The organism is Erwinia artemisiae (genome assembly GCF_051400835.1).
GTDB lineage: Bacteria > Pseudomonadota > Gammaproteobacteria > Enterobacterales > Enterobacteriaceae > Erwinia > Erwinia aeris.
Genome location: NZ_JBLFFM010000002.1, coordinates 185976 through 210923, shown reverse-complemented (window position 1 = coordinate 210923; position 24948 = coordinate 185976). Strand labels below are relative to the sequence as shown.

Annotated in this window: 19 protein-coding genes; 10 read left to right on the top strand and 9 right to left on the bottom strand. The window is 56.7% G+C overall.

Annotated features, from left to right (window positions below; translation table 11 throughout):
* Positions 1-32 precede the first annotated feature (32 nt).
* Together ACMGEE_RS05540 and ACMGEE_RS05535 are read left to right on the top strand one after the other, a co-directional pair.
* A complete protein-coding gene (locus tag ACMGEE_RS05540) occupies positions 33-356 on the top strand; it encodes a heavy metal-binding domain-containing protein (protein ID WP_125288747.1) in 324 nt (107 codons plus the stop codon).
* Positions 356-1174, top strand: coding sequence for an N-acetylmuramoyl-L-alanine amidase (locus tag ACMGEE_RS05535; RefSeq protein WP_301251233.1), 819 nt, complete (start codon positions 356-358; stop codon positions 1172-1174). Before ACMGEE_RS05540 ends, ACMGEE_RS05535 begins: the two co-directional genes overlap by 1 nt.
* On the opposite strand, the gene ltaE is transcribed toward ACMGEE_RS05535, so the two are convergent.
* From ltaE to cspD, 4 genes are all read right to left on the bottom strand, one after another.
* Positions 1171-2181: a low-specificity L-threonine aldolase gene (gene ltaE, locus ACMGEE_RS05530; RefSeq protein ID WP_253454736.1), complete on the bottom strand. Its 1011-nt coding sequence runs from the start codon at positions 2179-2181 to the stop codon at positions 1171-1173. The genes ACMGEE_RS05535 and ltaE overlap by 4 nt on opposite strands.
* Before the next feature lie 59 nt (positions 2182-2240).
* Complete coding sequence (gene poxB, locus ACMGEE_RS05525) at positions 2241-3962, bottom strand: ubiquinone-dependent pyruvate dehydrogenase (RefSeq protein WP_369894912.1); 1722 nt, start codon at positions 3960-3962, stop codon at positions 2241-2243.
* A 129-nt stretch (positions 3963-4091) separates the two neighbouring features.
* Positions 4092-5729, bottom strand: a complete 1638-nt coding sequence (gene hcp, locus ACMGEE_RS05520) for a hydroxylamine reductase (protein ID WP_436829779.1) — start codon at positions 5727-5729, stop codon at positions 4092-4094.
* A gap of 279 nt (positions 5730-6008) precedes the next feature.
* Entirely contained in the window at positions 6009-6242 is a 234-nt protein-coding gene (gene cspD / locus ACMGEE_RS05515) for a cold shock-like protein CspD (RefSeq protein WP_125288742.1), read from the bottom strand.
* 317 nt (positions 6243-6559) lie between these two features.
* On the opposite strand from cspD, the gene clpS reads away from it, so the two are divergent.
* The gene (clpS, locus tag ACMGEE_RS05510) at positions 6560-6880 is read left to right on the top strand and encodes an ATP-dependent Clp protease adapter ClpS (RefSeq protein WP_125288741.1); all 321 of its coding nucleotides are present in this window, start codon (positions 6560-6562) and stop codon (positions 6878-6880) included.
* Between the two features lie 28 nt (positions 6881-6908).
* Positions 6909-9185, top strand: a complete 2277-nt coding sequence (gene clpA / locus ACMGEE_RS05505; protein WP_125288740.1) for an ATP-dependent Clp protease ATP-binding subunit ClpA — start codon at positions 6909-6911, stop codon at positions 9183-9185.
* Between the two features lie 86 nt (positions 9186-9271).
* On the opposite strand, the gene infA is transcribed toward clpA, so the two are convergent.
* The 5 genes from infA to trxB form a co-directional block, all read right to left on the bottom strand.
* Positions 9272-9490 (bottom strand): translation initiation factor IF-1, encoded by a 219-nt coding sequence (gene infA, locus ACMGEE_RS05500; RefSeq protein ID WP_125288739.1) that lies wholly within the window; start codon positions 9488-9490, stop codon positions 9272-9274.
* A gap of 257 nt (positions 9491-9747) precedes the next feature.
* Positions 9748-10440 (bottom strand): leucyl/phenylalanyl-tRNA--protein transferase, encoded by a 693-nt coding sequence (gene aat / locus ACMGEE_RS05495; protein WP_253454730.1) that lies wholly within the window; start codon positions 10438-10440, stop codon positions 9748-9750.
* Between the two features lie 33 nt (positions 10441-10473).
* Positions 10474-12183 carry a heme ABC transporter ATP-binding protein/permease CydC gene (cydC, locus tag ACMGEE_RS05490; RefSeq protein ID WP_436829778.1) on the bottom strand — a complete coding sequence of 570 codons (1710 nt, stop codon included), beginning with the start codon at positions 12181-12183 and terminating at the stop codon, positions 10474-10476.
* Positions 12180-13937 (bottom strand): heme ABC transporter permease/ATP-binding protein CydD, encoded by a 1758-nt coding sequence (gene cydD, locus ACMGEE_RS05485; RefSeq protein WP_436829777.1) that lies wholly within the window; start codon positions 13935-13937, stop codon positions 12180-12182. The genes cydC and cydD overlap by 4 nt, the downstream gene beginning before the upstream one ends.
* Before the next feature lie 148 nt (positions 13938-14085).
* A complete protein-coding gene (trxB, locus tag ACMGEE_RS05480; protein ID WP_301251224.1) occupies positions 14086-15051 on the bottom strand; it encodes a thioredoxin-disulfide reductase in 966 nt (321 codons plus the stop codon).
* Positions 15052-15572: 521 nt separating this feature from the next.
* Here trxB and lrp point away from each other — a divergent pair.
* From lrp to ACMGEE_RS05450, 6 genes are all read left to right on the top strand, one after another.
* Positions 15573-16067, top strand: a complete 495-nt coding sequence (gene lrp / locus ACMGEE_RS05475; protein WP_006118610.1) for a leucine-responsive transcriptional regulator Lrp — start codon at positions 15573-15575, stop codon at positions 16065-16067.
* A 119-nt stretch (positions 16068-16186) separates the two neighbouring features.
* Complete coding sequence (locus ACMGEE_RS05470) at positions 16187-19957, top strand: DNA translocase FtsK 4TM domain-containing protein (protein WP_436829776.1); 3771 nt, start codon at positions 16187-16189, stop codon at positions 19955-19957.
* Positions 19958-20129: 172 nt separating this feature from the next.
* Positions 20130-20741, top strand: a complete 612-nt coding sequence (gene lolA / locus ACMGEE_RS05465; RefSeq protein WP_301251222.1) for an outer membrane lipoprotein periplasmic chaperone LolA — start codon at positions 20130-20132, stop codon at positions 20739-20741.
* A 7-nt stretch (positions 20742-20748) separates the two neighbouring features.
* Positions 20749-22092, top strand: coding sequence for a replication-associated recombination protein A (locus ACMGEE_RS05460; protein ID WP_253454720.1), 1344 nt, complete (start codon positions 20749-20751; stop codon positions 22090-22092).
* 86 nt (positions 22093-22178) lie between these two features.
* Positions 22179-23471: a serine--tRNA ligase gene (gene serS, locus ACMGEE_RS05455; protein ID WP_125288732.1), complete on the top strand. Its 1293-nt coding sequence runs from the start codon at positions 22179-22181 to the stop codon at positions 23469-23471.
* Positions 23472-23788: 317 nt separating this feature from the next.
* Positions 23789-24940: an MFS transporter gene (locus ACMGEE_RS05450; RefSeq protein WP_253454718.1), complete on the top strand. Its 1152-nt coding sequence runs from the start codon at positions 23789-23791 to the stop codon at positions 24938-24940.
* The last annotated feature ends 8 nt before the right edge of the window (positions 24941-24948 follow it).

Genomic DNA, 24948 nt, shown 5'->3' with positions numbered 1-24948 from the left:
TAAAACCCTGGATTGAAGTTAAGGAGAAAATCATGCAATTTTCCACTACCCCAACGCTGGAAGGCCAGCCCATAACGGAATACTGCGGCGTCGTGACCGGCGAAGCGATACTGGGCGCCAATATCTTCCGCGATTTCTTTGCCGGCATTCGCGATATCGTCGGCGGCCGTTCCGGCGCATATGAGAAAGAGTTACGCAAAGCGCGCCAGATAGCCTTTGCCGAACTGGAAGAGCAGGCGAAGGCCATGGGCGCGGACGCCGTGGTCGGGATTGATATCGATTACGAAACCGTTGGCAAAGACAGCAGTATGCTGATGGTCAGCGTCAGCGGCACCGCGGTTAAAACACGCCGTTGATGCGCCTGCTGACGGCGCTGGCGGCGGCCATCGTACTGAGCGCCTGTACATCCGGTCTGGAAAAACAGAATGGCTACGTAGTGGATACGCGCCACGCCGCTTACGGGGCTCGTCCGCGTATTAAGGTGCTGGTTATTCACTATACCGCTGAGGATTTTCCCCGCTCGCTGGCTACGCTGACCGACCGGGAAGTCAGCGTGCACTATCTTATTCCGGCCAAACCCTTCCAGCATGGAAAGCAACCGGTGGTGCTGCGGCTTGTGCCGGAATCCGAGCTGGCGTGGCACGCGGGCATCAGTTTCTGGCGCGGCGCGACGCGGCTCAATGATACCTCGCTCGGTATCGAACTGGAAAATCCGGGCTATCGCCGCACGCCGCAAGGGCGAGCCTGGTATCCTTTTTCCCGCGAGCAGATGGCAGCGCTGATGCCGCTGGCGCGGGATATCACCCGGCGCTACGGTATTCGCCCGCAGGATGTCGTCGGACACAGCGATATCGCGCCGCAGCGCAAGCAGGATCCCGGCCCGCTGTTTCCGTGGCGCTGGCTTTATCAACAGGGCATTGGCGCGTGGCCGGACGAGGCTCGCGTAAGCTATTACCTGGCGGGAAGAGCGCCTGGCCAGCTGACGGACAGCGGGCATCTGCTGTCGCTGCTGGCGCGCTACGGCTATGAATCGACGCCTGATATGTCGGCCACGCAGCAACAGCGGGTGATTGCCGCTTTTCAGATGCATTTCCGGCCCGCTGACTATTCAGGCGTGGCGGACGCGGAAAGCGAGGCTATCGCCGAGGCGCTGTTAGAAAAGTATGGCGGTTAGTCCGGCTGGCTGGCCAGAAACGCTTTCCATTCCGCGACCACTTTTTCCAGCGCCGGACGATCGACATCCAGATGCGTGACCAAACGCGTCACCGCGCCGGTATGCAGAACGATGCCTTTGCCACGCATCCAGGCTTTAAGCGGCTCAGCCTGATGTGCCGGCAGACGCACAAACACCATATTGGTGTTCTGACTGGAAACCTGCACGCCAGCGGCCTTTAGCTGCGCAGCCAGCCAGGCGGCGTTATCGTGATCGTCCTGGAGCCGCGTGACGTTGTGCTCCAGCGCGTAAAGCCCGGCCGCCGCCAGAATGCCCGACTGCCGCATGGCGCCGCCGGTCATTTTGCGCCAGCGCTTCGCGCGCTCGATATAGTCTTTGCTGCCGCACAGCAGCGAGCCGACCGGCGTACCCAGACCTTTCGACAAACAGATTGTCAGCGTATCGCAATACTGCGTAAGATCGCGCAGCGTGACGCCCAGCGCCACGGCCGCATTGAAAATGCGCGCGCCGTCCACATGCAGCGCCAGCTTATGGCTGCGCGTGAATGCCCAGGCTTCCTGCAAATAGGCCAGCGGCAGCACTTTACCGTTATGGGTGTTTTCCAGGCTCAGCAGCCGGGTCATTGCAAAATGAAAATCATCCGGCTTGATAAACTGTTCGACCACGTCCAGCGGCAGCGTACCGTCTTTTGCTGCAAGGATCGGCTGCGGCTGAATACTGCCCAGCACCGCCGCGCCGCCAGCTTCATATTTGTAGTTATGCGCCAGCTGGCCGACGATATATTCTTCGCCGCGCTGGCAGTGGCAGAGCAGCGCCACCAGGTTGGCCTGGGTGCCGGTCGGCAGAAAAAGCGCGGCCTCTTTCCCGCTGAGTGCGGCCGCTTTGGCCTCCAGCGCGTTAACCGTAGGGTCGTCGCCATAAACATCGTCGCCGGTTTCCGCCGCCATCATTGCGGACAACATCGCGGCGGAAGGGCGGGTTACCGTATCACTGCGTAAGTCGATCACCGTTGCGCTCCTTAAAGGGCAAAACGGACGCCGCAGCGTCCGTGAGACAGACCAATGTTTTACCGCAGCCAGTTGGTTTTAGCCAGCTCGACCACTTCGTCGCCGCGACCATTGATCAGCGCGCGCAGCATATAGAGGCTAAAGCCTTTCGCCTGCTCCATCTTGATCTGCGGCGGCATCACCAGCTCTTCGCTGGCGGTGACCACATCCAGCAGCACCGGGCCGTCGTGCGCCAGCATCTCTTCGATGGCGCCGGTCAGCTCGGAAGCGCGCTCCACGCGAATGCCCTTTACGCCACAGGCGTTGGCGATATCGGCAAATGCCGGGTTTTGCAGTTCGGTGCCGTCGGTCAGATAGCCGCCGGACTGCATTTCCATCGCCACAAAGCCCAGCACGCTGTTATTAAACACCACCAGCTTCACCGGCAGCTTAAGCTGTGCTACCGACAGGAAATCGCCCATCAGCATAGAGAAGCCGCCGTCGCCGCACATCGCTATCACCTGGCGCTGCCTGTCAATAGCCTGCGCGCCCAGCGCCTGCGGCATGGCGTTGGCCATGGAACCGTGGTTGAACGATCCCAGCAGACGACGTTTGCCGTTCATTTTCAGATAGCGTGCGGCCCAGACGGTAGGCGTGCCGACGTCACAGGTAAAAATCGCGTCTTCGCTGGCCAGCTCGCTAAGCTGCTGCGCCAGGTACTGCGGGTGGATCGCCTGTTTGTCGTTGGCGGTCGCCAGCTCGTCCAGACTCTTTCTGGCTTCCTGGTAATGCTTCAGCGCCTTATCCAGAAACGCGCGATCCTCTTTTACTTCGAGGCGCGGCAGCAGCGCGCAAAGGGCGGCCCGAACGTCGCCGACCAGCGCCATATCCACATGGCAATGCGACCCGATACTGCCCGGATCGATATCAATCTGGATAATTTTCGCTTTTTCAGGATAAAAAGCGCGGTAAGGGAAACGCGTTCCCAGCAGGATCACCGTATCGGCATTCATCATGGCGTGATAGCCGGATGAAAAGCCAATCAGGCCGGTCATACCGACATCGTAAGGGTTGTCGTACTCAATATATTCTTTGCCGCGCAGCGCGTGAACGATGGGCGCTTTCAGCGTTTCCGCCAGCTGCACCACTTCCGTATGCGCGCCCGCACAGCCGTAGCCGCACATCAGCGTGATATTTTTTGCTTCATTAAGCAGCTGCGCCAGCTTGTCCAGTTCGCTGGCGGGCGGCTGCACGATAGGGAACTGCGGCGGATACCATTCGGCGCGAGCGTTTTCCGGCGCGGGCTGTAGCGCCACGTCGCCAGGAATAACCACGACCGACACGCCCCGATTGATAATAGCTTTACGCATCGCGATGCCCAGCACCTGTTGCAGCTGCTCGGGATTGGAAACCAGCTCGCAGTAGTGGCTGCACTCTTTAAACAGCTCCTGCGGATGCGTTTCCTGGAAATAGCCGCTGCCGATCTCGCTGGAGGGAATATGCGCGGCAATCGCCAGCACCGGCACGTTGTTGCGGTGGCAGTCGTACAGGCCGTTGATCAGATGCAGGTTGCCCGGCCCGCACGAACCGGCGCAGACGGCAAGCTGACCGCTGATTTGCGCTTCGGCCCCGGCAGCGAAAGCGGCGACTTCCTCATGACGAGTCGGCATCCATTCGATGGTGCCCATGCGGTTCAGGCTGTCGCTCAGCCCGTTAAGCGAGTCCCCGGTTACGCCCCAAATGCGTTTTACGCCGGCGTTTTCAAGTGTTTTCGCCACCAGTGCGGCTAGCGTTTGCTTCATTTCTGCTCCTTTAAAGCTTTAATCAGTGTCCCGAAGGGAGAGATCTTCAGCAAAAAGCATAGTCGAGGCTGAGCAAAGGGTAGGGCATTATACGGCGCGCGCCGCAGGCGAAAATAATGCGGCAAGGCATCAATGCAGCGCCGTTGCCAGATCTGCGGGTACGGAAGATGTCGGCCGCAGACCAAACTCTTTTTTCAGCAGCGCCTGAAGATTATCCGTGAGAAAACCCGGCGCCGTCGGGCCGGTGTAAATGTTTTTTACCCCGAGGGACAAGAGCGTCAGCAGCACGACAATCGCTTTCTGCTCAAACCAGGAGAGCACCAGCGATAAAGGCAGATCGTTAATGTCGCAGTTTAATTTTTCCGCCAGCCTGACCGCCAGCACGATAGCCGCATAGCTGTCGTTGCACTGGCCCACATCCAGCAGACGAGGCAGGCCGCCCAGCGTGCCGAAAGCCAGTTTGTTAAAGCGATATTTACCGCAGCCCAGCGTCAGGATCAGACAGTCATCGGGAATGGCGGTGGCCAAATCGGTAAAGTAGCTGCGCTGCACGCGATTGCCGTCGCAGCCGCCTACCAGAAAGATATGCCTCAGCTGATGCTGTTTCACCAGCTCAATCACGCTGTCGGCGGCGTCAAGCAGCGTCTGGCGGCCAAAGCCCGTAGTAATGGTGCGGGGGATCTCGCTGGTGGAGAAGCCCGGCATCTGCTGCGCCTGCGCGATAACGGCAGAAAAGTCGTCGTCGTGCAGGTGATTCACGCCGGGCCAGCCGACAATGCTGCGGGTCCAGATACGCTGCTGATAATCGCCTCTGAAAGGATCGATAATGCAGTTGGAGGTCATAACGATCGGGCCGGGAAAGGCGGCGAACTCTTTTTGCTGGTTCTGCCAGCCGCTGCCATAGTTGCCGACCAGATGCGCATAGCGCTTCAGTTGCGGATAGCCATGTGCCGGCAGCATTTCGCCATGCGTGTAAATGTTGATACCGCTGCCTGCGGTTTGTTCCAGCAACAGTTGCAGATCCCGCAGATCGTGCCCGGAAATCAGGATCGCTTTTCCCGCCACCGGCCGGGTATTAACCGGCACGGGCTGCGGCGAACCGTAAGTGGTGGTCTGCGCCTTATCCAGCATCGCCATGATGGCGAAATTCATTTTGCCGATATCCATCGCCGCCGCCAGCAGATCGCTGGCGCTGTCCGGCTGCGCACCCAGCCAGACCATGATCTGATGAAACTGTTGGTAAATGGTGTTATCGAAGTAGCCGTGAACATGGGCATGTTCCATATAGGCCGCCGCGCCTTTCAGGCCATACAGGCACAGCAGGCGCAGACCGATAATATCCTCATGCGCATGGCCGCGATTGGGGCGCCACGCCAGCGCCTGTTGCTGTAGCTGCCCAGGGTCATCGCTTTCCAGGACTATTGCCGCCGCAGGATAATTTTCTGCGCTGCAAGGAAGCTTGCAGCACGCTTTTAGCTGTTCCCGGTAGCTGGTGGCCTGACGGGCAAGCGCTACGATGCGTGAGGAATCAAAATTTACGTTAGTTAGCGTGGCAAACAGCGCCTTTGGTATGAAACTGTCGATATCATGCAGAATAATACCCTGCTGTCGCGCCACCAGCGCCCAGGCGGAAAGCCCCTGAAGCGTGGCAATCAGCAGATCCTGCAAATCTGACGTTTGTGCCAGTTTCCCACAGGCGCCGCGCACGCCGGTACAGCCGTTACCCGTAAGACGGCGTTGAGTTTGTTCACATTGCACGCAAAACATAGCCTTATCCTTTAAAGTTGCATTTAAAATGCAACATTAATCCTTCAGGACATAATCTGTCCTGAAAAAACGCAGCCAGGTTGATTTAACGCAAATTTACTGCGCTGAAACGCGGCGGAGGGCAAGAAGCGAGGATGAAAATTAATTTCGTGCAAAAAGGGGGCTTGAAAAATGACAGGACGGCGCCACTTTACTAAGGTTGGTAAAAGTTGCCCATAAAAATGCCAGCGACGCTGGCTGGCATTTTATTGCAAGGTTGGTCAGAATATCACTAAGCGGTCAGGCGCTGACAGCAACTGCCGCTTCGGCATTAACGGGGACAATCAGGCTGGCGTGATTGCCTTTTGGCCCCTGGTGCACATCAAACTGAACCTGCTGCCCGGCTTTCAGCGTTCGGTAGCCATCCATCTGGATAGTGGAATAATGAGCAAAGATATCTTCGCCGCCACCGACCGGACAGATAAAGCCGAAGCCTTTGGCATTGTTGAACCATTTAACAGTACCCGTCTCCATGCTTTTGGATCCCTCGCAAGACATTCAAATGGGTGAGGTAGTGAGGCATTGGCCTCCAGGCTGGTTAAAACGCATCCAGCATACGCCTGTACTGTAGAGAAATCGTACCAGGCGTCAAGCGAATGAAGAGGAGATGCCGGGATGAATTCATCAAAATTTGAAGCAGTTAACGCTATTGCTATTTTTGTGATGAAGGTCGCGTAGTTGCAGGTTGGTGCAAAAATTCACCGGCTTCGGACAGCATTTCGGGCGTGCTAAACTTACGCTTAAGGGTGTTAGTCTGATGCAGGCAGGCAACGTTTTCATATTGGGTACGTATGGGAAACACTAACGATTGGCTTAATTTTGAACATCTTGCAGAAGACAAACTCCGCGAAGGTCTCAAGCCGCCTTCAATGTATAAAGTTATTCTGAATAATGACGATTATACACCTATGGAATTTGTTATTGACGTACTGCAAAAGTTCTTTTCTTATGATGTTGAACGTGCAACGCAACTGATGCTGACGGTTCACTACCAGGGAAAGGCAATCTGCGGTGTCTTTACCGCCGAAGTGGCGGAGACCAAGGTCGCGCATATCAATAAATATGCGAGGGAGAACGGACATCCGTTGCTGTGTACGCTGGAAAAAGCCTGAATAAGGCGATCTAATGGGGGAGGTGCCTATGCTCAATCAAGAACTGGAACTCAGTTTAAATATGGCTTTCGCCAGAGCGCGCGAGCACCGACATGAGTTTATGACCGTCGAGCATCTGCTGTTGGCGTTGCTCAGTAACCCATCAGCAAGAGAGGCCCTTGAAGCCTGCACGGTGGATATTGTGGCTCTGCGGCAGGAGCTCGAAGCCTTCATTGAACAAACAACCCCGGTGTTGCCGGTCAGCGAAGAAGAGCGCGACACACAGCCTACGCTCAGCTTTCAGCGCGTTCTACAGCGCGCCGTTTTCCATGTGCAGTCATCCGGCCGCAGTGAAGTAGCGGGCGCTAACGTGCTGGTCGCTATCTTCAGCGAACAGGAATCCCAGGCTGCCTATCTGCTGCGCAAGCATGAAGTCAGCCGCCTTGACGTGGTTAATTTTATTTCTCACGGCACGCGCAAAGATGAGCAGGGGCCCGCTTCGGGCGCAGAAAACCCTGTTAACGAAGAGCAAGCAGGCGGGGAGGAACGTATGGAAAACTTCACCACCAATCTTAACCAGCTTGCTCGCGTAGGCGGTATCGATCCGCTGATCGGGCGGGATAAAGAGCTGGAGCGTACCGTTCAGGTTCTCTGCCGCCGCCGGAAAAACAATCCGCTGCTGGTGGGCGAATCGGGCGTGGGTAAAACCGCGATCGCCGAAGGGCTTGCGTGGCGTATCGTGCAGGGCGACGTGCCTGAAGTGATGAAAGACGCCACCATCTACTCGCTGGATATCGGGTCGCTGCTTGCCGGTACTAAATACCGCGGCGATTTCGAGAAGCGCTTTAAGGCGCTGCTGAAACAGCTTGAGCAGGATAACAGCAGCATTCTGTTTATCGATGAGATCCATACTATCATCGGCGCCGGTGCCGCTTCCGGCGGGCAGGTAGATGCCGCCAACCTGATCAAACCGCTGCTTTCCAGCGGCAAAATTCGCGTGATGGGTTCCACCACCTATCAGGAATTCAGCAATATCTTTGAGAAAGATCGCGCGCTGGCGCGTCGTTTCCAGAAAATCGATATTACCGAGCCTACGGTAGATGAAACGGTGCAGATCCTGAACGGCCTCAAGCCGAAGTATGAAGCGCACCATGACGTCCGCTATACCGCAAAAGCAGTACGTGCAGCGGTTGAGCTGGCGGTGAAATATATCAACGACCGTCATCTGCCGGATAAAGCGATTGACGTGATTGACGAAGCGGGCGCGCGCGCACGTTTGCTGCCGGTCAGCAAGCGCAAGAAAACGGTTAACGTGGCGGATATTGAATCCGTGGTTGCCCGTATCGCGCGTATTCCTGAGAAGAGCGTTTCCGCCACGGATCGCGACACTTTGAAAACCCTCGGCGACCGGCTGAAAATGCTGGTGTTTGGTCAGGACAACGCTATCGAAGCCTTAACCGAAGCGATCAAGATGAGCCGCGCCGGTCTGGGGCAGGATCGCAAGCCTGTTGGTTCCTTCCTGTTTGCCGGCCCTACGGGCGTGGGTAAAACAGAGGTCACCGTACAGCTGGCGAAAGCGCTGGGCATTGAGCTGCTGCGTTTCGATATGTCGGAATATATGGAACGCCATACCGTCAGCCGTCTGATCGGCGCGCCTCCGGGCTATGTCGGTTTCGATCAGGGCGGGCTGCTGACGGACGCGGTGATCAAGCATCCGCACGCCGTGGTGCTGCTTGATGAGATCGAGAAAGCGCATCCGGACGTCTTCAACCTGCTGCTGCAGGTGATGGATAACGGGATGCTGACCGATAACAACGGGCGTAAAGCCGATTTCCGCAACGTGGTGCTGGTGATGACCACGAACGCTGGCGTACGTGAAACCGAACGTAAATCTATTGGTCTGATCCATCAGGACAACAGCACCGATGCGATGGAAGAGATCAAAAAGATCTTTACGCCAGAGTTTCGTAACCGCCTGGATAACATTATCTGGTTCAAACACCTCGACAGCGAGGTTATCCATCAGGTAGTGGATAAGTTTATCGTTGAGCTGCAGGCGCAGCTGGATGCGAAAGGCGTCTCGCTGGAAGTCAGCGACGAAGCGCGCAACTGGCTGGCAGAAAAAGGCTACGATAAAGCGATGGGCGCGCGTCCAATGGCGCGTACGGTGCAGGAAAACCTGAAAAAACCGTTGGCGAACGAGCTGCTGTTTGGCTCCCTGGTGGACGGCGGGTCGGTTTCGGTGGCGCTCGACAAAGAGCAGAACCAGCTGACTTACCAGTTCGTGAGCGCCGAAAAGCGCAAAACGGAAGGCTCTGTACATTAGGCGTAAAAAAACTAAAGGCCGAAGATTCTTCGGCCTTTTTTTTACCCGTGCGGCGCATCAGGCGCCAGCATCTGCAGTAAAGTAGGTTAGCGGATACGGAAGGTGATACGACCTTTGTTCAGATCGTATGGGGTCAGTTCTACGGTAACCTGGTCGCCCGTTGAGATACGGATATAGTTTTTGCGTATCTTACCGGAGATATGCGCAGTAATGACGTGTCCATTTTCCAGTTCAACACGGTACATAGTGTTAGGTAATGAATCCACTATCTTACCCTGCATTTCAATATTATCTTCTTTGGCCATCAAATCCTCTGGGTGTTATAACCTTTGTCTCGAATCAGCAAATAATGCCGATTTAAGAACGTTATGTAAAGAATAGCTGATGATTCCACCAGCGTCGGCCTCCCTGCGGCATAAGCAGCGCACGGAAACGCGTAATCAAGAGTTGGTACAAAACCGGGGGGAAAGTGCGGTCTTCAAAAAGGCTTATACACGCATACCAAGCTCTCATATTATACCATTATTATCCTGGTCTGCGTGGAAAACATCACCGTACGGTCTTAAAAAAGGGTCTGCTGACGCCAGCATTCGGGCGGAAGCGGCTGTTTGGCCAGCAAATCAAGCTGTTTAAGATAGTCAGCGCGGGACATCTCTTCGGCGCCAAGCGAAGCGGTATGGGGATTCAGCACCTGGCAATCGATCAGCCTGCCGCCCTGCTGTAGAAAATAGCGGCTGAAAACCAGCAGCGCCGTTTTTGAGGCATTTTCACAGCGGCTGAACATCGATTCGCCGCAAAAAATCTGTCCCAGCGCCAGGCCGTACATACCGCCAACCAGTTCTTTGTCGTGCCAGACCTCGATGGATTGCGCTTCGCCAGCATCAAACAGCTGCTGCCAGGCGTGCTTCACGGCGGGCGTGATCCAGGTGCCTTCCTGACGATCGCTGGCGCAGCCTTCCACTACTTCGCTAAAGCTTTGATTCAGCGTCACGCGATAGGGCGATCGCTGATGAAAACGCTTCATGCTGCGGCTAAGGTGAAACTTTTCCGGCCACAGCACCGCGCGCGGATCCGGCGACCACCATAAGATAGGATCGCCTGGCGAAAACCAGGGAAAAATCCCGCGCTGATAGGCGCTGAGCAGGCGGGGCAGACTTAAATCGCCGCCCATCGCCAGCAGGCCGTTCGGTTCACGCAGCGCCATCTCCGGCGGTGGAAAATTAAGTGATTCTCTTGAGAGCTGCATCAGGCGCATAGTCACTGTCTCAGTAATGCGAGAAGGCTATGACTATACCGTAATCCGCTGCAGGAAAGCGCTGTAACGGCTGCGTTTTGAGATTAATTCGACGTGCGTTCCCTGTTCGACCACGGTGCCGCTTTCCATAAGGCAAATTTTGTCGAAATGGCGTAGCCCCTGCGGACGATGCGTGACCACGATCATCGTTTTGCCGCGGGCGGCTTCCCGCAGCAGGGTAAGGATCTGCCGTTCGGTGTGGGTGTCCAGCCCTTCCGTCGGCTCGTCGAGCAGCAGTAAAGGGCCGTCGTGCAACAGCGCGCGGGCCAGCCCCAGCCGACGCCGCTCGCCACCCGACAGCTGACGGCCGCCTTCGCCCAGCCAGGCATCGAGGCCTTCAGCGTTAATCAGCGTTGTCAGCCCGACTTTTCGCAGCATGGCGAGCAGCTCGTCGTCATGGCGATGCGGCGCGGCCAACAATAAATTATCGCGTAACGTGGCGTTAAACAGATACACGCGCTGCGTCACAACGCCGGTAGCCCTGCGTAATGTGGCTTCATCCCACGCGGCCAGCGGACGATCGTTTAACCGGATTTCGCCGTTTGTCGGATCCCATGCGCGGGTGAGCAGCTGAAGCAGCGTGGATTTACCGCAGCCGCTGCTGCCCAGCAGCGCAACGTGTTCACCTTGCGCAATGTCCAGGGAGATCGAGCGCAGCACGGGAAAACCTTCGTTATAGCTGAAGCTGACATCATGCAGCTTTAGTCGGATACCGGCAGGGCTTTTGCCCTGCTCAGCCGGAAAGTTCACGGCCGGATTTTGCAGAATCACTTCATTAACGCGACGGGCAGAGGCGAAGACTTCCCCCAGATGCAGAAAGGCGCCGCCAACCGGAGCCAGGGCTTCGAAGGCCGCCAGCGCGCAAAACAGGAACAGAGCGAGCGTGGCGTCATGAAACAGCGCTGAGGCTGACCAGAGCAGTAAAACGGCCGTCGCGCCGGTAATAATCGTCAGCAATCCCTGCGATAAGCCGGTAAGACGGTCGCGGAAGCGCTGAGCGCCCAGCCAACGCGCTTCCGTGTTATCAAGCCGGGCGCGAAAGCGCTGCACGCCGCCATAAATTCGCATCTCCGCCTGGCTTTGCAGCCATCCTGTCAGCTGGCTACGATACAGGGCGCGCAGGTGCGCCAGCGCTTCGCCTTCTTTCCGTCCCAGGCAGTAAAAGATTGGCGGCAGCAGCAGCAGCGTCGCCAGCATGATACCGCCCAACATCAGCGCCAGCGGCCAGTTCAGCGAGCCGAGCAGAAGCGTTACCGTCACAATCGCGACAAGCGCGCCGAGTAGGGGAGAGAGCAGGCGCAGATAAAGGTGATCGAGCGTATCCACATCGGCTACCAGCCGATTCAGAAGGTCACCCCGCTGGAAACGAGCCAGCGCGCCGGGCGAAAGCGGGATCAATTTATTAAAAGTGAACACGCGTAAATCTTCCAGAATACGAAAAGTACCGTCATGGTTGACCAGCCTTTCCGCATAGCGAGCGACGGTGCGTAAAATTGCGGCGCCTCTTACGCCAGCCGCAGGAAGCATATAGTTAAAACTGTAAAGCCCGGCGGCGCCCGCCAGCGAGCAGGCCGCAAGAAACCAACCGGAAAGCGTCAGCAACGCGATGCTTGCCAGCAGCGTCACGACCGCCAGCAAAATGCCCAGCATCAGGCGCGGAGCGTGCGGGCGCAAAAGCGCAAGCCAGGGTCGGATTAGCTTCATGCCTGCGCCTCCTCAACCAGCGCTTTAAAGGGGCCGGGCCGTTGCAGCAGCTGCGCTTTACTGCCCTGCTGGACGATTTCTCCCGCCTGGAGCAGCCAGACTTCATCCCACTCCGCTAAGCGATCGAGCCGATGGGTAATAAACAACGTGGTCTGATTGAAAGAGGCGGCCAGCAGCGCCCGGTTTACGTGCTCGCCAGCCGGGCCGTCAAGGCTGGCATCAGGCTCGTCCAGCAGCAGCAGTCGACAAGGCTTGTAAAGCGCTCTCGCCACAGCGATGCGCTGCGCCTGCCCTACGGAGAGGGCCGCCGCCTGTTCGCCGACCGCGCTTTCCAGGCCTTCAGGCAGGCGCGCCAGAAACTCGTCCACGCCAGCCAGCTCGCAAACCTGCTGTAACCTGAGCGGATCGCCCTCGCCATGCGCAACAATATTTTCGCGTACGGTCTGCGCAGGTAAATGTGGGTTCTGTCCCACCCAGGCAAGCTGCTGTTGCCACCAGGACGGCAGGATATCACGCAGCTCCGTATCGTTTATTTTCAACGATCCCTGATAGGGCAAATACCCGGCCAGGACGTTCAGCAAAGAGGTTTTGCCCGCGCCGCTTCGCCCAATCAGCGCCACTCTTTTCCCTGCGCTAAGGGTAAAATTGAGCGGCCCGACAAGCTCTATCCCCCCGTGCGTCATAATCCGCAAATCAGCGGCGGTAAGCGTCATACCTTGCTCAACGTTGGGCGTCAGCGTGCCGGATGATGCCTGAAGCAGTTCCGCTGTCAGGAATTTTTCCAGCGCGTCAGCGGCGCCTGTAGCCTGCGCTTTGGCATGATAAAACGTGCCCAGCTCTCTGAGCGGTTGAAAAAATTCCGGCGCAAGGATAAGCGACAGAAAGCCGGCAAAAAGCGTGATGCCGGTGCCGTAATGGCCGAAGTTCAGCTCGCCGAGGTAGGAAAAACCAAAATAGACCGCCACCACTGCTACAGAAACGGCAGCAAAAAACTCCAGTACGGCGGAGGAGAGAAAGGCCAGCCGCAGTACTTCCATGGTTCGTTGACGAAAGCTGGCCGAAGCGGTGCGAATACGATCGGTTTCCGCGTCGGCCTGATTAAACAACCGCAGCGTTTCCATGCCCTGAAGGCGGTCGAGAAAATAGCCGCCGAGCCGTGCAAGGGCCTGAAAATTACGCCGGTTAGCGTCAGCCGCGCCCATGCCGGCCAGCGCCATAAACAGCGGAATAAGCGGGGCCGTCAGCAGCAGGATCAGCGCTGCCACCCAGTTTACGGGAAACAGAACAGCAAGGATCAGGCAGGGGATGAGCGCGGCCAGCAGCGTTTGCGGCAAATAACGCGCGTAGTAATCCTGAAGGTTATCAATTTGCTCCAGCAAAAGCGTGGTCCAGCTTCCGACAGCCTGACCCTGGATAACGGCGGGGCCAGCCTTAGTCAGCTTGTCCAGAATATCGCGGCGCAGTTTCTCCCGGATGGCCCGGCCCGAAGCGAACCCGGCCAGCTCACGCAGCCACAGCAATACGCCGCGCAGCACAAAACAGGAAAGCAGCAGAATAAATTGCGGAAGAAGCGCATCGCGAGAAAGATGATCAACGATCAGCCCTTGCAGCAGCGTGGCCAATAGCCAGGCCTGGTAAACAATAAGCAGCGCGCCGACCATGCCGATTAGCAGCGATAGTTTGAACCAGAAATTGCCGTAGATACGCTGTTTTTTTAGCCAGGAAAGGAGCTGTTGCTGTCGGAATTTATCCATGCTGTACCAATATGCCGCGCGTTGGGGCAGGTAAAATTGCAATGCCATGCCCTTAGTAAGGGTAATCGCGAGCAATGGTACAGCGCAGAAAATAAAAAGGCGACCTTAACAGGTCGCCTTTACCGAGATCGCATCAAAGCAGTAACGATTACTGAGATTCTTTAACTAAACCATCCAGATAGCGTTCCGCATCCAGCGCGGCCATACAGCCGGTGCCGGCAGAGGTAATCGCCTGACGATAGGTATGATCCATAACGTCACCTGCGGCGAACACGCCCGGAATGCTGGTTTGCGTTGCATTACCGTGCAGGCCTGACTGCACTTTGATGTAGCCGTTTTCCAGATCCAGCTGATCTTTAAAGATCGCCGTATTCGGGCTGTGGCCGATAGCAACAAACAGACCGGCAACGCTCAGATCCTGCTGCGACTCGTCCAGCGTGGAGCGCAGGCGCAGCGAGCTGACGCCCATCTGATCGCCCATGACCTCGTCCAGCGTCTGGTTGGTATGCAGCACGATATTGCCGTTACGCACTTTTTCCATCAGGCGATCGATAAGGATTTTCTCCGCGCGGAAGCTGTCGCGACGGTGGATCAGATGCACTTCCGACGCAATATTCGCCAGATACAGCGCTTCTTCTACGGCCGTATTGCCGCCGCCGATCACGGCTACCTTCTGATTACGGTAGAAAAAGCCGTCACAGGTTGCGCAGGCTGAAACGCCGCGGCCTTTAAACGCTTCTTCAGAAGGCAGGCCAAGGTAGCGAGCGGAGGCGCCGGTAGCAATAATCAACGCATCTGCCGTGTATTCACCGCTGTCGCCGATCAAACGGAAAGGGCGATGCTGTAAATCAACGCTGTGAATATGATCGAAGATAATTTCAGTATTAAATTTTACCGCATGTTCATGCATACGTTCCATCAGACCCGGACCGGTCAGATCGTGCGGGTCGCCGGGCCAGTTTTCCACATCCGTGGTGGTGGTCAGCTGGCCGCCTTTTTCAAGCCCGGTGATCAGCACGGGGTTGAGATTAGCGCGCGCTGCGTAAACAGCCGCCGTGTATCCAGCGGGGCCGGAACCTAAGATAAGTAATTTACTGTGTCTGGCCGTGCTCATGAGACCCTCATTATTTAGCTGCCAACTATGTTGCGATTGTAGGGAATTTAGGTCGGCAACAAAAGCGTTCTGCGATTTTGTTAGCGATGGTTGCAAAAGGTTTAACCGATTTCCCTTAGGGAGCAGCGGCACCACTGCGCCAAAGCAGGGCGAAACGCGCTGTAAAATGGTGCAATGAGTAAATTTTTTCATTATAAAACAGTCATGCAGCGCAACATCTGGCATGTTGTACTGATTTTGGTTGTTTTACTTTGACAATCGGCTGTGCTTTTGCGAAAACAGTGGGGGAAGCAGAGGACATTTGAGCTTACAAGACAGATTTTTCCTGTTTTGGGACATCCGGCTCAATAAACTCAGTCTGTCATTGGTCATGACGCATGGTGTGGACAGACAACATGCGTCATACGGATGGGCGTGATAACACCGCAACAGGCTCCAGACTTCACTTAGAACAACCCTGCGATAATGATTTCGTTCAGGGTGTGGCAGGCAAAGGGAAGGCATTAAGAGAGACAATAATAATGGTAGACAATAAAAAACGGCCTGGAAAAGATCTCGACAGAATCGATCGTAATATCCTTAACGAACTGCAAAAGGATGGACGTATCTCCAACGTCGAGCTTTCCAAACGCGTAGGTTTATCACCTACACCATGCCTTGAGCGCGTTCGTCGTCTTGAAAGACAGGGGTTTATCCTTGGCTATACCGCCCAGCTGAATCCGCACTATCTGGATGCCTCGCTGCTGGTATTTGTTGAGATTACTCTGAATCGTGGCGCGCCCGACGTGTTTGAACAATTTAACGCCGCAGTGCAAAAACTTGAGGAAACTCAAGAGTGTCACCTCGTTTCAGGCGATTTCGACTACCTGTTGAAAACGCGCGTGCCGGATATGTCCGCCTACCGTAAATTGCTGGGTGAAACCCTGCTGCGCCTGCCTGGCGTAAACGATACGCGGACCTATGTGGTCATGGAAGAAGTGAAACAAAGTAACCGCTTAGTCATTAAGACGCGGTAACACAGGGCAGGTGCAAAACCTGATAGGTTTCGGTACACTCCTGTGAATTCATACAGTTTCAGCGTCGGGCCTGCCCGACGCTGTTGCCTCCATTGTTTACAGGCACCTGGAGAGTACTCTTGAGCCAGGAATATACAGAAGATAAAGATGTTTCCCTACAGTCGCTGAGCAGCGGTCGTCGCCTGCTTGAAGCGTTACTGATTGTTGTGGCGCTTTTTGCCGTCTATTTGATGGTGGCGCTGTTGAGCTTTAACCCCTCCGATCCCAGCTGGTCGCAAACTGCCTGGCATGAACCCATCCATAATTTGGGCGGCGGCATTGGCGCATGGCTGGCAGATACGCTGTTCTTCATTTTTGGCGTGATGGCCTACGCCATTCCTGCGGTTATCCTGGGACTATGCTGGATCACTTTCCGCCAGCGGCATTCGCAGGATTACATTGATTACTTTGCCGTGGCGCTGCGCCTGATCGGCGTACTGGCGCTCGTGGTCACATCATGCGGCCTGGCGGCGCTAAACGCTGACGATATCTGGTATTTTGCTTCCGGCGGCGTAATTGGCAGCCTGCTCAGCAATGCGATGGCGCCATGGTTTAACGCCGCAGGCGGCACCCTGACGCTGCTGTGCGTGTGGGCGGCCGGTCTGACGCTTTATACCGGCTGGTCCTGGCTGACCATCGCTGAAAAAATTGGCGCGGCTGTCATGGGCGTGCTGACTTTCGCCAGCGGGCGTTCGCGCAGTGACGAATACAGATATGATGATTATGACGATGAGCCGGATGAAAAACCGGTTCCGAAGCAGCGTGCCCGCTACGATGATGAAGACGATATCCTGCTGGCAGTGCCGGCAACGGCCGAAGAGGACGACAACGATCCGCTGCTGAGCAAGCCTGCGGCAGCCCCGACGGCAGCCGCTGCCGCTGCACAGACGGTTTCCACGGCAGCACCTGTGGCGCCGGTAGCGTCCGCAACTACGGCAACGCCGGCTTCCACGGTTACTGTAGCGCCCGGGAGCGCTCAGCAACAGGCCGAGCCTGCTGCACAGGTTTCCACGCCGTCAGCAGCGGCAGAGCCTGAACTTTATCGCTTCGAGATGCCGGCGGAAACGCCTGCGCCATCGGTTCCTGTCGCTGATGAAGATGATGCTCCCCGCATGGGCAACTGGCGGGAAGCGGATGCCTCACCTTTCGATTTCTCTACGACGCAGCCGGCTCAGCCGCAGCAGGTCGCACAGGATCTGGCCAGCGCGGCGCAGTCTGCCGCCGCCTCCACGGCGTTTATGCCAGGCTTCAGCGCCACCAGCGAGGCGGCTCCGGCTAATCCGCAGGTCAAGCAGGGTATTGGCCCCGCTTTGCCGCGGCCGAATCCGGTTAAGCTGCCTACGCGTCGCGAGCTGGCTTCCTATGGTATTAAGCTGCCTTCGCAGCGTATAGCGGAAGAAAAAGCGAAAGAAGAGGAGCAGCGTCTTCAGGCTTCTGCGCCAACAGGGGCGGAAGAGCCGGGCCAGGATGAAAGCCATCTGCGCGACGCTTTTGCCGCTCAGCAGCAGGCGCGTTACGCTGCGCCTGATAGCGCAGCAAACAGCGCGCCTGTAGCAGAAAGCGCTGAGGAAGATGAAGAGGAAGCGCGTCATCAGGCCGAGCTTGCCCGTCAGTTTGCCGGACAGCAAAGCCAGCGTTATGGACAGCCGCAGCAAAGCGCACCTGCCTCCACGCTGGATACCGGTGGCGCATTTGATTTCTCGCCTAAAGAAGATTTGGTTGATGATGGCGCAGGCGAACCGCTGTTTACGCTGCCGCCTGAAAATCAACAGAGCAGGCCCGCTGCGCAGTGGCAGCAGCACAGCCAGCCTCAGGAACCTGTAAAACAGGCTGCACCAACGTGGCAGTCAGCCGCTCAGGAGCCCGTGCAACCTGCCGCGCCAGCATGGCAGCCAGCCGCTCAGGAGCCCGTACAACCTGCCGCGCCAGCATGGCAGCCAGCGGCTCAGGAGCCCGTACAACCTGCCGCGCCAGCATGGCAGCCAGCCGCTCAGGAGCCCGTACAACCGGCCGCGCCAGCGTGGCAGCCAGCGGCTCAGGAGCCCGTACAACCTGTCGCGCCAGCGTGGCAGCCAGCCGCTCAGGAGCCTGCACAACCGGCCGCACCAGCGTGGCAGCCAGTGGCTCAGGAGCCTGTACAACCTGCCGCGCCAGCGTGGCAGCCAGCCGCTCAGGAGCCCGTACAACCTGTCGCGCCAGCGTGGCAGCCAGCGGCTCAGGAGCCTGCACAACCGGCCGCACCAGCATGGCAGCCAGCGGCTCAGGAGCCGGTACGCCAGGCTGAACAAATCCAGCCGGAAGTCAAACCACAGGATAGCCTGTTCCATCCATTCCTGGTGCGTCATGAGCAGCCGCTTGAGAAACCAACCACGCCGCTGCCTACCCTGGATCTACTGACGGCACCGCCAGCGGAAGCCGAACCCGTCGATATGTTTGCTCTTGAGCAGACTGCCCGCCTGGTGGAAGCCCGCCTGGCCGACTATCGGGTTAAAGCCGAGGTGGTTGGTATCTCTCCAGGGCCGGTTATTACCCGCTTTGAACTGGATCTTGCGCCTGGCGTGAAGGCCGCGCGTATTTCCAATCTGTCGCGCGACCTGGCCCGCTCGCTTTCTGCCGTAGCGGTTCGTGTGGTGGAGGTGATCCCCGGCAAGCCTTACGTTGGACTGGAGCTGCCAAACAAGCATCGCCAGACCGTTTATATGCGTGAAGTGCTTGAATGCGATAAGTTCCGCGACAATCCGTCGCCGCTATCGGTGGTGTTAGGAAAAGATATCGCAGGCCAGCCGGTGGTGGCCGATCTGGCGAAAATGCCGCACCTGCTGGTCGCCGGTACAACTGGTTCCGGTAAGTCCGTTGGCGTTAACGCCATGATTATTAGCATGCTTTATAAAGCCACGCCGGAAGAAGTGCGCTTTATTATGATCGACCCGAAAATGCTTGAGCTGTCGGTCTATGAAGGCATCCCGCATCTGTTGACCGAAGTGGTCACGGATATGAAAGATGCCGCCAACGCGCTGCGCTGGAGCGTCGGCGAAATGGAGCGTCGCTATAAGCTGATGTCGGCGCTGGGCGTGCGTAACCTGGCGGGTTATAACGAAAAAGTTAAGCTGGCGGAAGAGATGGGGCGGCCTATTCCCGATCCGTTCTGGAAGCCGGGCGACAGTATGGAAACATCGCCGCCGATGCTCGAAAAACTACCTTACATCGTAGTGCTGGTGGATGAGTTCGCCGATCTGATGATGGCCGTGGGTAAAAAGGTGGAGGAGCTGATTGCGCGTCTGGCGCAGAAAGCGCGTGCCGCCGGTATTCACCTGGTGCTGGCGACGCAGCGTCCGTCGGTGGATGTGATCACCGGCCTGATTAAGGCTAACATCCCAACCCGCATCGCGTTCACGGTTTCCAGCAAGATCGACTCGCGCACCATTCTTGATCAGGGCGGTGCGGAATCGCTGTTGGGCATGGGCGATATGCTTTATATGCCACCTAACTCTTCAATGCCGGTGCGCGTACATGGCGCCTTTGTGCGGGATGAAGAAGTCCACGCCGTGGTACAAGACTGGAAGGCGCGTGGTCGTCCGCAATATATCGAAAGCATTACCGCTGGCGAAGAGAGCGAAAGCGCGTCGCTGGGGCTGGATGGCGATGAAGAGCTCGACCCGCTGTTCGACCAGGCGGTCGCCTTCGTGGTAGAAAAGCGTCGTGCGTCTATTTCCGGCGTGCAGCGGCAGTTCCGTATCGGTTATAACCGTGCAGCCCGTATCATTGAACAGATGGAGGCGCAAAGTATCGTGTCGCCGCCTGGTCATAACGGCAACCGCGAGGTGCTTTCGCCACCGCCGCACGAGATGTAATATTTTGTCAAAAGCAGCGGGTCGGTTATGCCGACCCGTTGAATTTCAGCGCTTTGTCCCCATCTCCGATCTATCGCAATCAGCTTATTCCCCTGTTGCTTTCTTTGCTGCCTGGCTACAGTTAAGCCTGCCCGCTAATCGGGATACAAAAGTTTCAATAAGGATGTCGTAAATGAAAAAACTCACTATCACATGCTGTCTGCTTGCTACTTTTGCCTCTGCCAGCGCTTTGGCGGACGCTTCTTCCGACCTGCAGCAGCGTCTGGATAAAGTCACCAGTTTTCACGCCAGCTTCCAGCAAAAAGTCACCGACGGCAGCGGCCAGTCCGTGCAGGATGGCGAAGGCGAGCTGTGGGTTAAACGTCCCGATCTTTTCAACTGGCATATGACCGCGCCGGACGAAAGCATCCTGATCTCGGATGGCAAAACGCTGTGGTTCTATAATCCCTTTGTCGAGCAGGTCAGCGCGACATGGCTGAAAGACGCCACCAGCAATACGCCGTTTATGCTGATTGCCCGCAACCAGCGCAGCGACTGGAAGCAGTACAACATTAAACAGCTTGGCGATAACTTCGAGCTGACGCCAAAATCAGCCGATGGCAACCTGAAGCAGTTTACGATTAACGTCTCCGCCAGCGGCACCATCAATCAGTTCAGCGCCGTTGAACAGGACGGGCAGCGCAGCAGCTATACGCTGAAAAGCCAGCAGAACACTGCGGTCAGCCCCGACAAATTCCGTTTTACGCCGCCCAAGGGCGTGACGGTGGACGATCAACGTCAGTGAGGTCAGCGTGAGCACACTCTCTCTGGATTTCTCTCATAACGAGTTTCAGCCTCTGGCCGCGCGTATGCGGCCACGCACGCTGGCGGAATATATCGGTCAGCAGCATCTGCTGGCGACGGGGAAGCCGCTGCCGCGGGCCATTGAGGCAGGGCACCTGCACTCAATGATCCTTTGGGGGCCGCCAGGTACCGGCAAAACCACGCTGGCAGAAATCATTGGTCGCTACGGTCAGGCGGATGTCGAACGCATTTCTGCCGTCACTTCAGGCGTAAAAGAGATCCGTGAGGCTATTGAGCGTGCGCGGCAGAACCGCAATGCCGGACGTCGCACTATCCTGTTTGTCGATGAAGTGCATCGCTTTAATAAAAGCCAGCAGGACGCCTTTCTCCCGCATATTGAAGACGGCACTATTACCTTTATTGGCGCTACGACGGAAAACCCTTCTTTCGAGCTCAATTCCGCTCTGCTTTCCAGGGCGCGCGTCTACCTGTTGAAGTCTCTGACCGTTGAAGATATAGAAAGCGTGCTGGATCAGGCGATGCAAGACAGCGAGCGGGGCTACGGCAAGCAAAACATCGTGCTGCCTGATGCTACGCGCAGAATGATTGCGGAGCTGGTCAACGGCGACGCTCGCCGCTCGTTAAATACCCTGGAAATGATGGCCGATATGGCCGAGGTCAGCGACAAAGGCGAGCGTCTGCTAACGCCGCAGCTGCTTAACGAAGTTTCCGGTGAACGTAGCGCCAGGTTCGATAATAAAGGCGATCGCTTTTACGATCTGATCTCCGCCCTGCACAAATCGGTGCGCGGCTCTGCGCCCGATGCTGCGCTTTACTGGTATGCCCGTATTATTACGGCAGGCGGCGATCCGCTTTATGTGGCCCGTCGCCTGCTGGCTATCGCCTCCGAAGACGTGGGCAACGCCGATCCGCGTGGCATGCAGGTGGCTATTTCCGCCTGGGACTGCTTTACGCGTGTAGGGCCGGCCGAAGGCGAAAGGGCTATTGCTCAGGCGATTGTTTATCTTGCCTGTGCGCCGAAAAGCAATGCCGTTTATACCGCCTTTAAGGCAGCGATGCGCGACGCGCGCGATCGGCCGGATTACGATGTGCCTGACCATCTGCGTAACGCGCCTACAAAGCTGATGAAAGAGATGGGGTTGGGCGCCGAATACCGCTATGCGCATGACGAACCCGGCGCCTACGCCGCGGGGGAGAACTATTTCCCGGGGGAAATGGCGCAGACGCGCTATTATCAGCCGACCTCGCGCGGGCTGGAAGGAAAGATTGGCGAAAAGCTGGCCTGGCTTGCTGAACAGGATCAAAATAGCCCGACAAAACGCTATCGTTGATCCGGGCGTTGCGGTAAGGTTAGCAAGGAATTCAATGCATTCGCCTGGCGAATGCGCCCACTTTTTTTACTGATCACAGGACAAGCATGCTCGATCCCAATCTGCTGCGTAATGAGCCAGACGCAGTCGCTGAAAAACTGGCACGCCGGGGCTATAAGCTGGACGTTGAAACGCTGCGCTCGCAGGAAGAGCGCCGCAAAGTTCTGCAGGTCGAAACCGAAACGCTGCAGGCTGAACGTAACTCCCGATCCAAATCTATCGGGCAGGCCAAAGCGCGTGGGGAAGATATCGAGCCGTTACGTCAGGAAGTGAACGCGCTGGGCGAACGCCTGGATGCGGCCAAAGCGGAACTGGATGCGTTACAGAACGAAATTCGTGATGTCGCTTTAGCGATCCCCAATATTCCCGTTGACGAAGTGCCGCTGGGCAAAGACGACAGCGAGAATCAGGAAGTCAGCCGCTGGGGCGAGCCGCGCAAATATGATTTTGCCGTGCGTGACCACGTCGAGCTGGGCGAAATGGCCGCCGGTCTGGATTTTGCCGCCGCTGCCAAATTGACCGGTTCGCGCTTTGTGGTGATGAAAGGGCAAATTGCGCTGATGCATCGTGCGCTCAGCCAGTTCATGCTCGATCTGCATACCGAACAGCATGGCTATCTGGAAACTTACGTCCCTTATCTGGTTAACCACGCCACGCTTTACGGAACGGGCCAGCTGCCGAAGTTCGGCGAAGATCTTTTCCATACTCGTCCGCTGGATGAGGAAGCCTCGGCCAGCGATTATGCGCTGATCCCTACCGCAGAAGTGCCGCTGACCAACCTGGTTCGTGATGAAATTCTGGAAGAAGAGTCGCTGCCGTTGAAACTGACCGCGCATACGCCTTGCTTCCGCTCTGAAGCTGGCGCCTACGGTCGTGATACGCGAGGGCTGATCCGCATGCACCAGTTCGACAAGGTTGAAATGGTACAGATCACGCGGCCGGAAGACTCCATGCAGGCGCTTGAAGAGCTGGTAGGCCATGCGGAGAAGGTGCTGCAGCTGTTGGAGCTGCCTTACCGCAAGGTGCTGTTGTGCACCGGCGATATGGGCTTCGGTTCATGCAAAACTTACGATCTGGAGGTTTGGCTGCCCGCGCAGGATACCTACCGTGAAATCTCTTCCTGTTCCAATATGGGCGATTTCCAGGCTCGTCGTATGCAGGCGCGCTGTCGTAGCAAAACAGAGAAAAAACCGCGTCTGGTGCACACGCTCAATGGCTCTGGCCTGGCGGTAGGCCGCACCCTGGTTGCCGTTCTGGAAAACTATCAGCAGGCAGACGGCCGAATTCAGGTGCCGGAAGCGCTGCGTCCTTATATGAAAGGCCTTGAGTTTATCGGCTAATCTTCGGGACAGCTAAAAAACCTGTGGTTCATACCCACAGGTTTTTTTTTGCCTGCGGTTTTAGCAGCCCTTAACCATGCAGGCTATCCAGCAATAAATATCATCGATAAAGAAACCCGTTTTCGTTATTAGCTATTCATTATCAAAGGGTTAAACAGGTATGGGTTGCCTTTTAATCAGTGCTTACAGAGCTGCGGATAAAAAAATTAAATCACCGCACGGCAAATTGTGCGGTGCCCCAAAACGCCCCGTTGACAATAATTCGGCCAGTGGCATTATGCGCGCAAAATCTTCCTTTATTTTGGTCATTTCTGACTATGTCTACCTGGTCCCGTCCCGTTATTGTGCTGCTTTGCGGCCTGCTGCTGCTGACTATCGCCATCGCCGTGCTCAACACGCTGGTGCCGCTCTGGCTTACTCATGAGGCTCTGCCTACCTGGCAGGTCGGCACGGTCAGCTCCGCTTATTTTACGGGAAACCTGATCGGCACCCTGATAGCTGGCTGGCTAATCAAGCGGCTGGGCTTTAATCGCGCTTACTACATTGCTACCGCGCTGTTTGCCCTGGCTACGGCCGCGCTGGGCTTCGAACACGGTTTCTGGGCATGGTCCGTCTGGCGTTTCGTCGCGGGTATCGGCTGCGCTCTGATATGGGTAGTGGTTGAAAGCGCCTTATTGTGCAGCGGCACCTTGCGTAATCGTGGTCAGCTGCTGGCGGCCTATATGATTGTCTATTATGTGGCGACGGTGATTGGTCAGCTGCTGGTCAGCAAGGTGTCAACGGAACTGCTGCATACTCTGCCCTGGGTAACCGGTTTTATCGTAGCGGCTATTCTGCCGCTGGTTTTTACCCGGATTACCGCCAGCGGCGAGGGAGAAGAAGCTCCTGCCGGGCGCATGTGGTCTATGCTGCGTCGACGCAGCGCACGCCTGGGGATCAACGGCTGCATTATTTCCGGGATCCTGCTGGGATCGCTGTACGGCCTGATGCCGCTGTATCTTTCCCATCAGGGAATGAACGACTCCGCCGTCGGCTACTGGATGGCGCTGTTGGTCAGCGCCGGCATTATCGGACAGTGGCCGGTAGGGCGCCTGGCCGATCGCTATGGGCGGCTGCTGGTGCTGCGCGTGCTGGTGTTTGGCGTCATCCTGGGCGCGGTAGCGATGCTCAGCAATGCGGCTATGGCACCCGCGCTCTTTGTGCTGGGTTGTTCAGGCTTTACGCTTTACCCTGTCGCGATGTCCTGGGCCTGCGAAAAAGTGGCGCATCATGAGCTGGTGGCGATGAATCAGGCGCTGCTGCTGAGCTATACCACCGGTAGCCTTGCAGGACCGGCGCTGACCTCAATGTTGATGCAGAGCTATTCTGACCGTGTACTGTTTGTGATGATTGCGGGCGTGGCGTTGGTTTATCTGATGATGCTGCTGCGCAAGGCCGATCGTCATGCCACGCCGATCGCACATGCCTGATGGCTGAA

Bases quoted from the DNA above. Each gene is read 5' to 3' on its own strand.
- ACMGEE_RS05540 (WP_125288747.1), top strand. From the start codon at position 33: ATGCAATTTTCCACTACCCCAACGCTGGAAGGCCAGCCCATAACGGAA.
- ACMGEE_RS05535 (WP_301251233.1), top strand. From the start codon at position 356: ATGCGCCTGCTGACGGCGCTGGCGGCGGCCATCGTACTGAGCGCCTGT.
- poxB (WP_369894912.1), bottom strand. From the start codon at position 3,962: ATGAAGCAAACGCTAGCCGCACTGGTGGCGAAAACACTTGAAAACGCC.
- hcp (WP_436829779.1), bottom strand. From the start codon at position 5,729: ATGTTTTGCGTGCAATGTGAACAAACTCAACGCCGTCTTACGGGTAAC.
- cspD (WP_125288742.1), bottom strand. From the start codon at position 6,242: ATGGAGACGGGTACTGTTAAATGGTTCAACAATGCCAAAGGCTTCGGC.
- clpS (WP_125288741.1), top strand. From the start codon at position 6,560: ATGGGAAACACTAACGATTGGCTTAATTTTGAACATCTTGCAGAAGAC.
- clpA (WP_125288740.1), top strand. From the start codon at position 6,909: ATGCTCAATCAAGAACTGGAACTCAGTTTAAATATGGCTTTCGCCAGA.
- infA (WP_125288739.1), bottom strand. From the start codon at position 9,490: ATGGCCAAAGAAGATAATATTGAAATGCAGGGTAAGATAGTGGATTCA.
- aat (WP_253454730.1), bottom strand. From the start codon at position 10,440: ATGCGCCTGATGCAGCTCTCAAGAGAATCACTTAATTTTCCACCGCCG.
- cydC (WP_436829778.1), bottom strand. From the start codon at position 12,183: ATGAAGCTAATCCGACCCTGGCTTGCGCTTTTGCGCCCGCACGCTCCG.
- cydD (WP_436829777.1), bottom strand. From the start codon at position 13,937: ATGGATAAATTCCGACAGCAACAGCTCCTTTCCTGGCTAAAAAAACAG.
- trxB (WP_301251224.1), bottom strand. From the start codon at position 15,051: ATGAGCACGGCCAGACACAGTAAATTACTTATCTTAGGTTCCGGCCCC.
- lrp (WP_006118610.1), top strand. From the start codon at position 15,573: ATGGTAGACAATAAAAAACGGCCTGGAAAAGATCTCGACAGAATCGAT.
- lolA (WP_301251222.1), top strand. From the start codon at position 20,130: ATGAAAAAACTCACTATCACATGCTGTCTGCTTGCTACTTTTGCCTCT.
- serS (WP_125288732.1), top strand. From the start codon at position 22,179: ATGCTCGATCCCAATCTGCTGCGTAATGAGCCAGACGCAGTCGCTGAA.
- ACMGEE_RS05450 (WP_253454718.1), top strand. From the start codon at position 23,789: ATGTCTACCTGGTCCCGTCCCGTTATTGTGCTGCTTTGCGGCCTGCTG.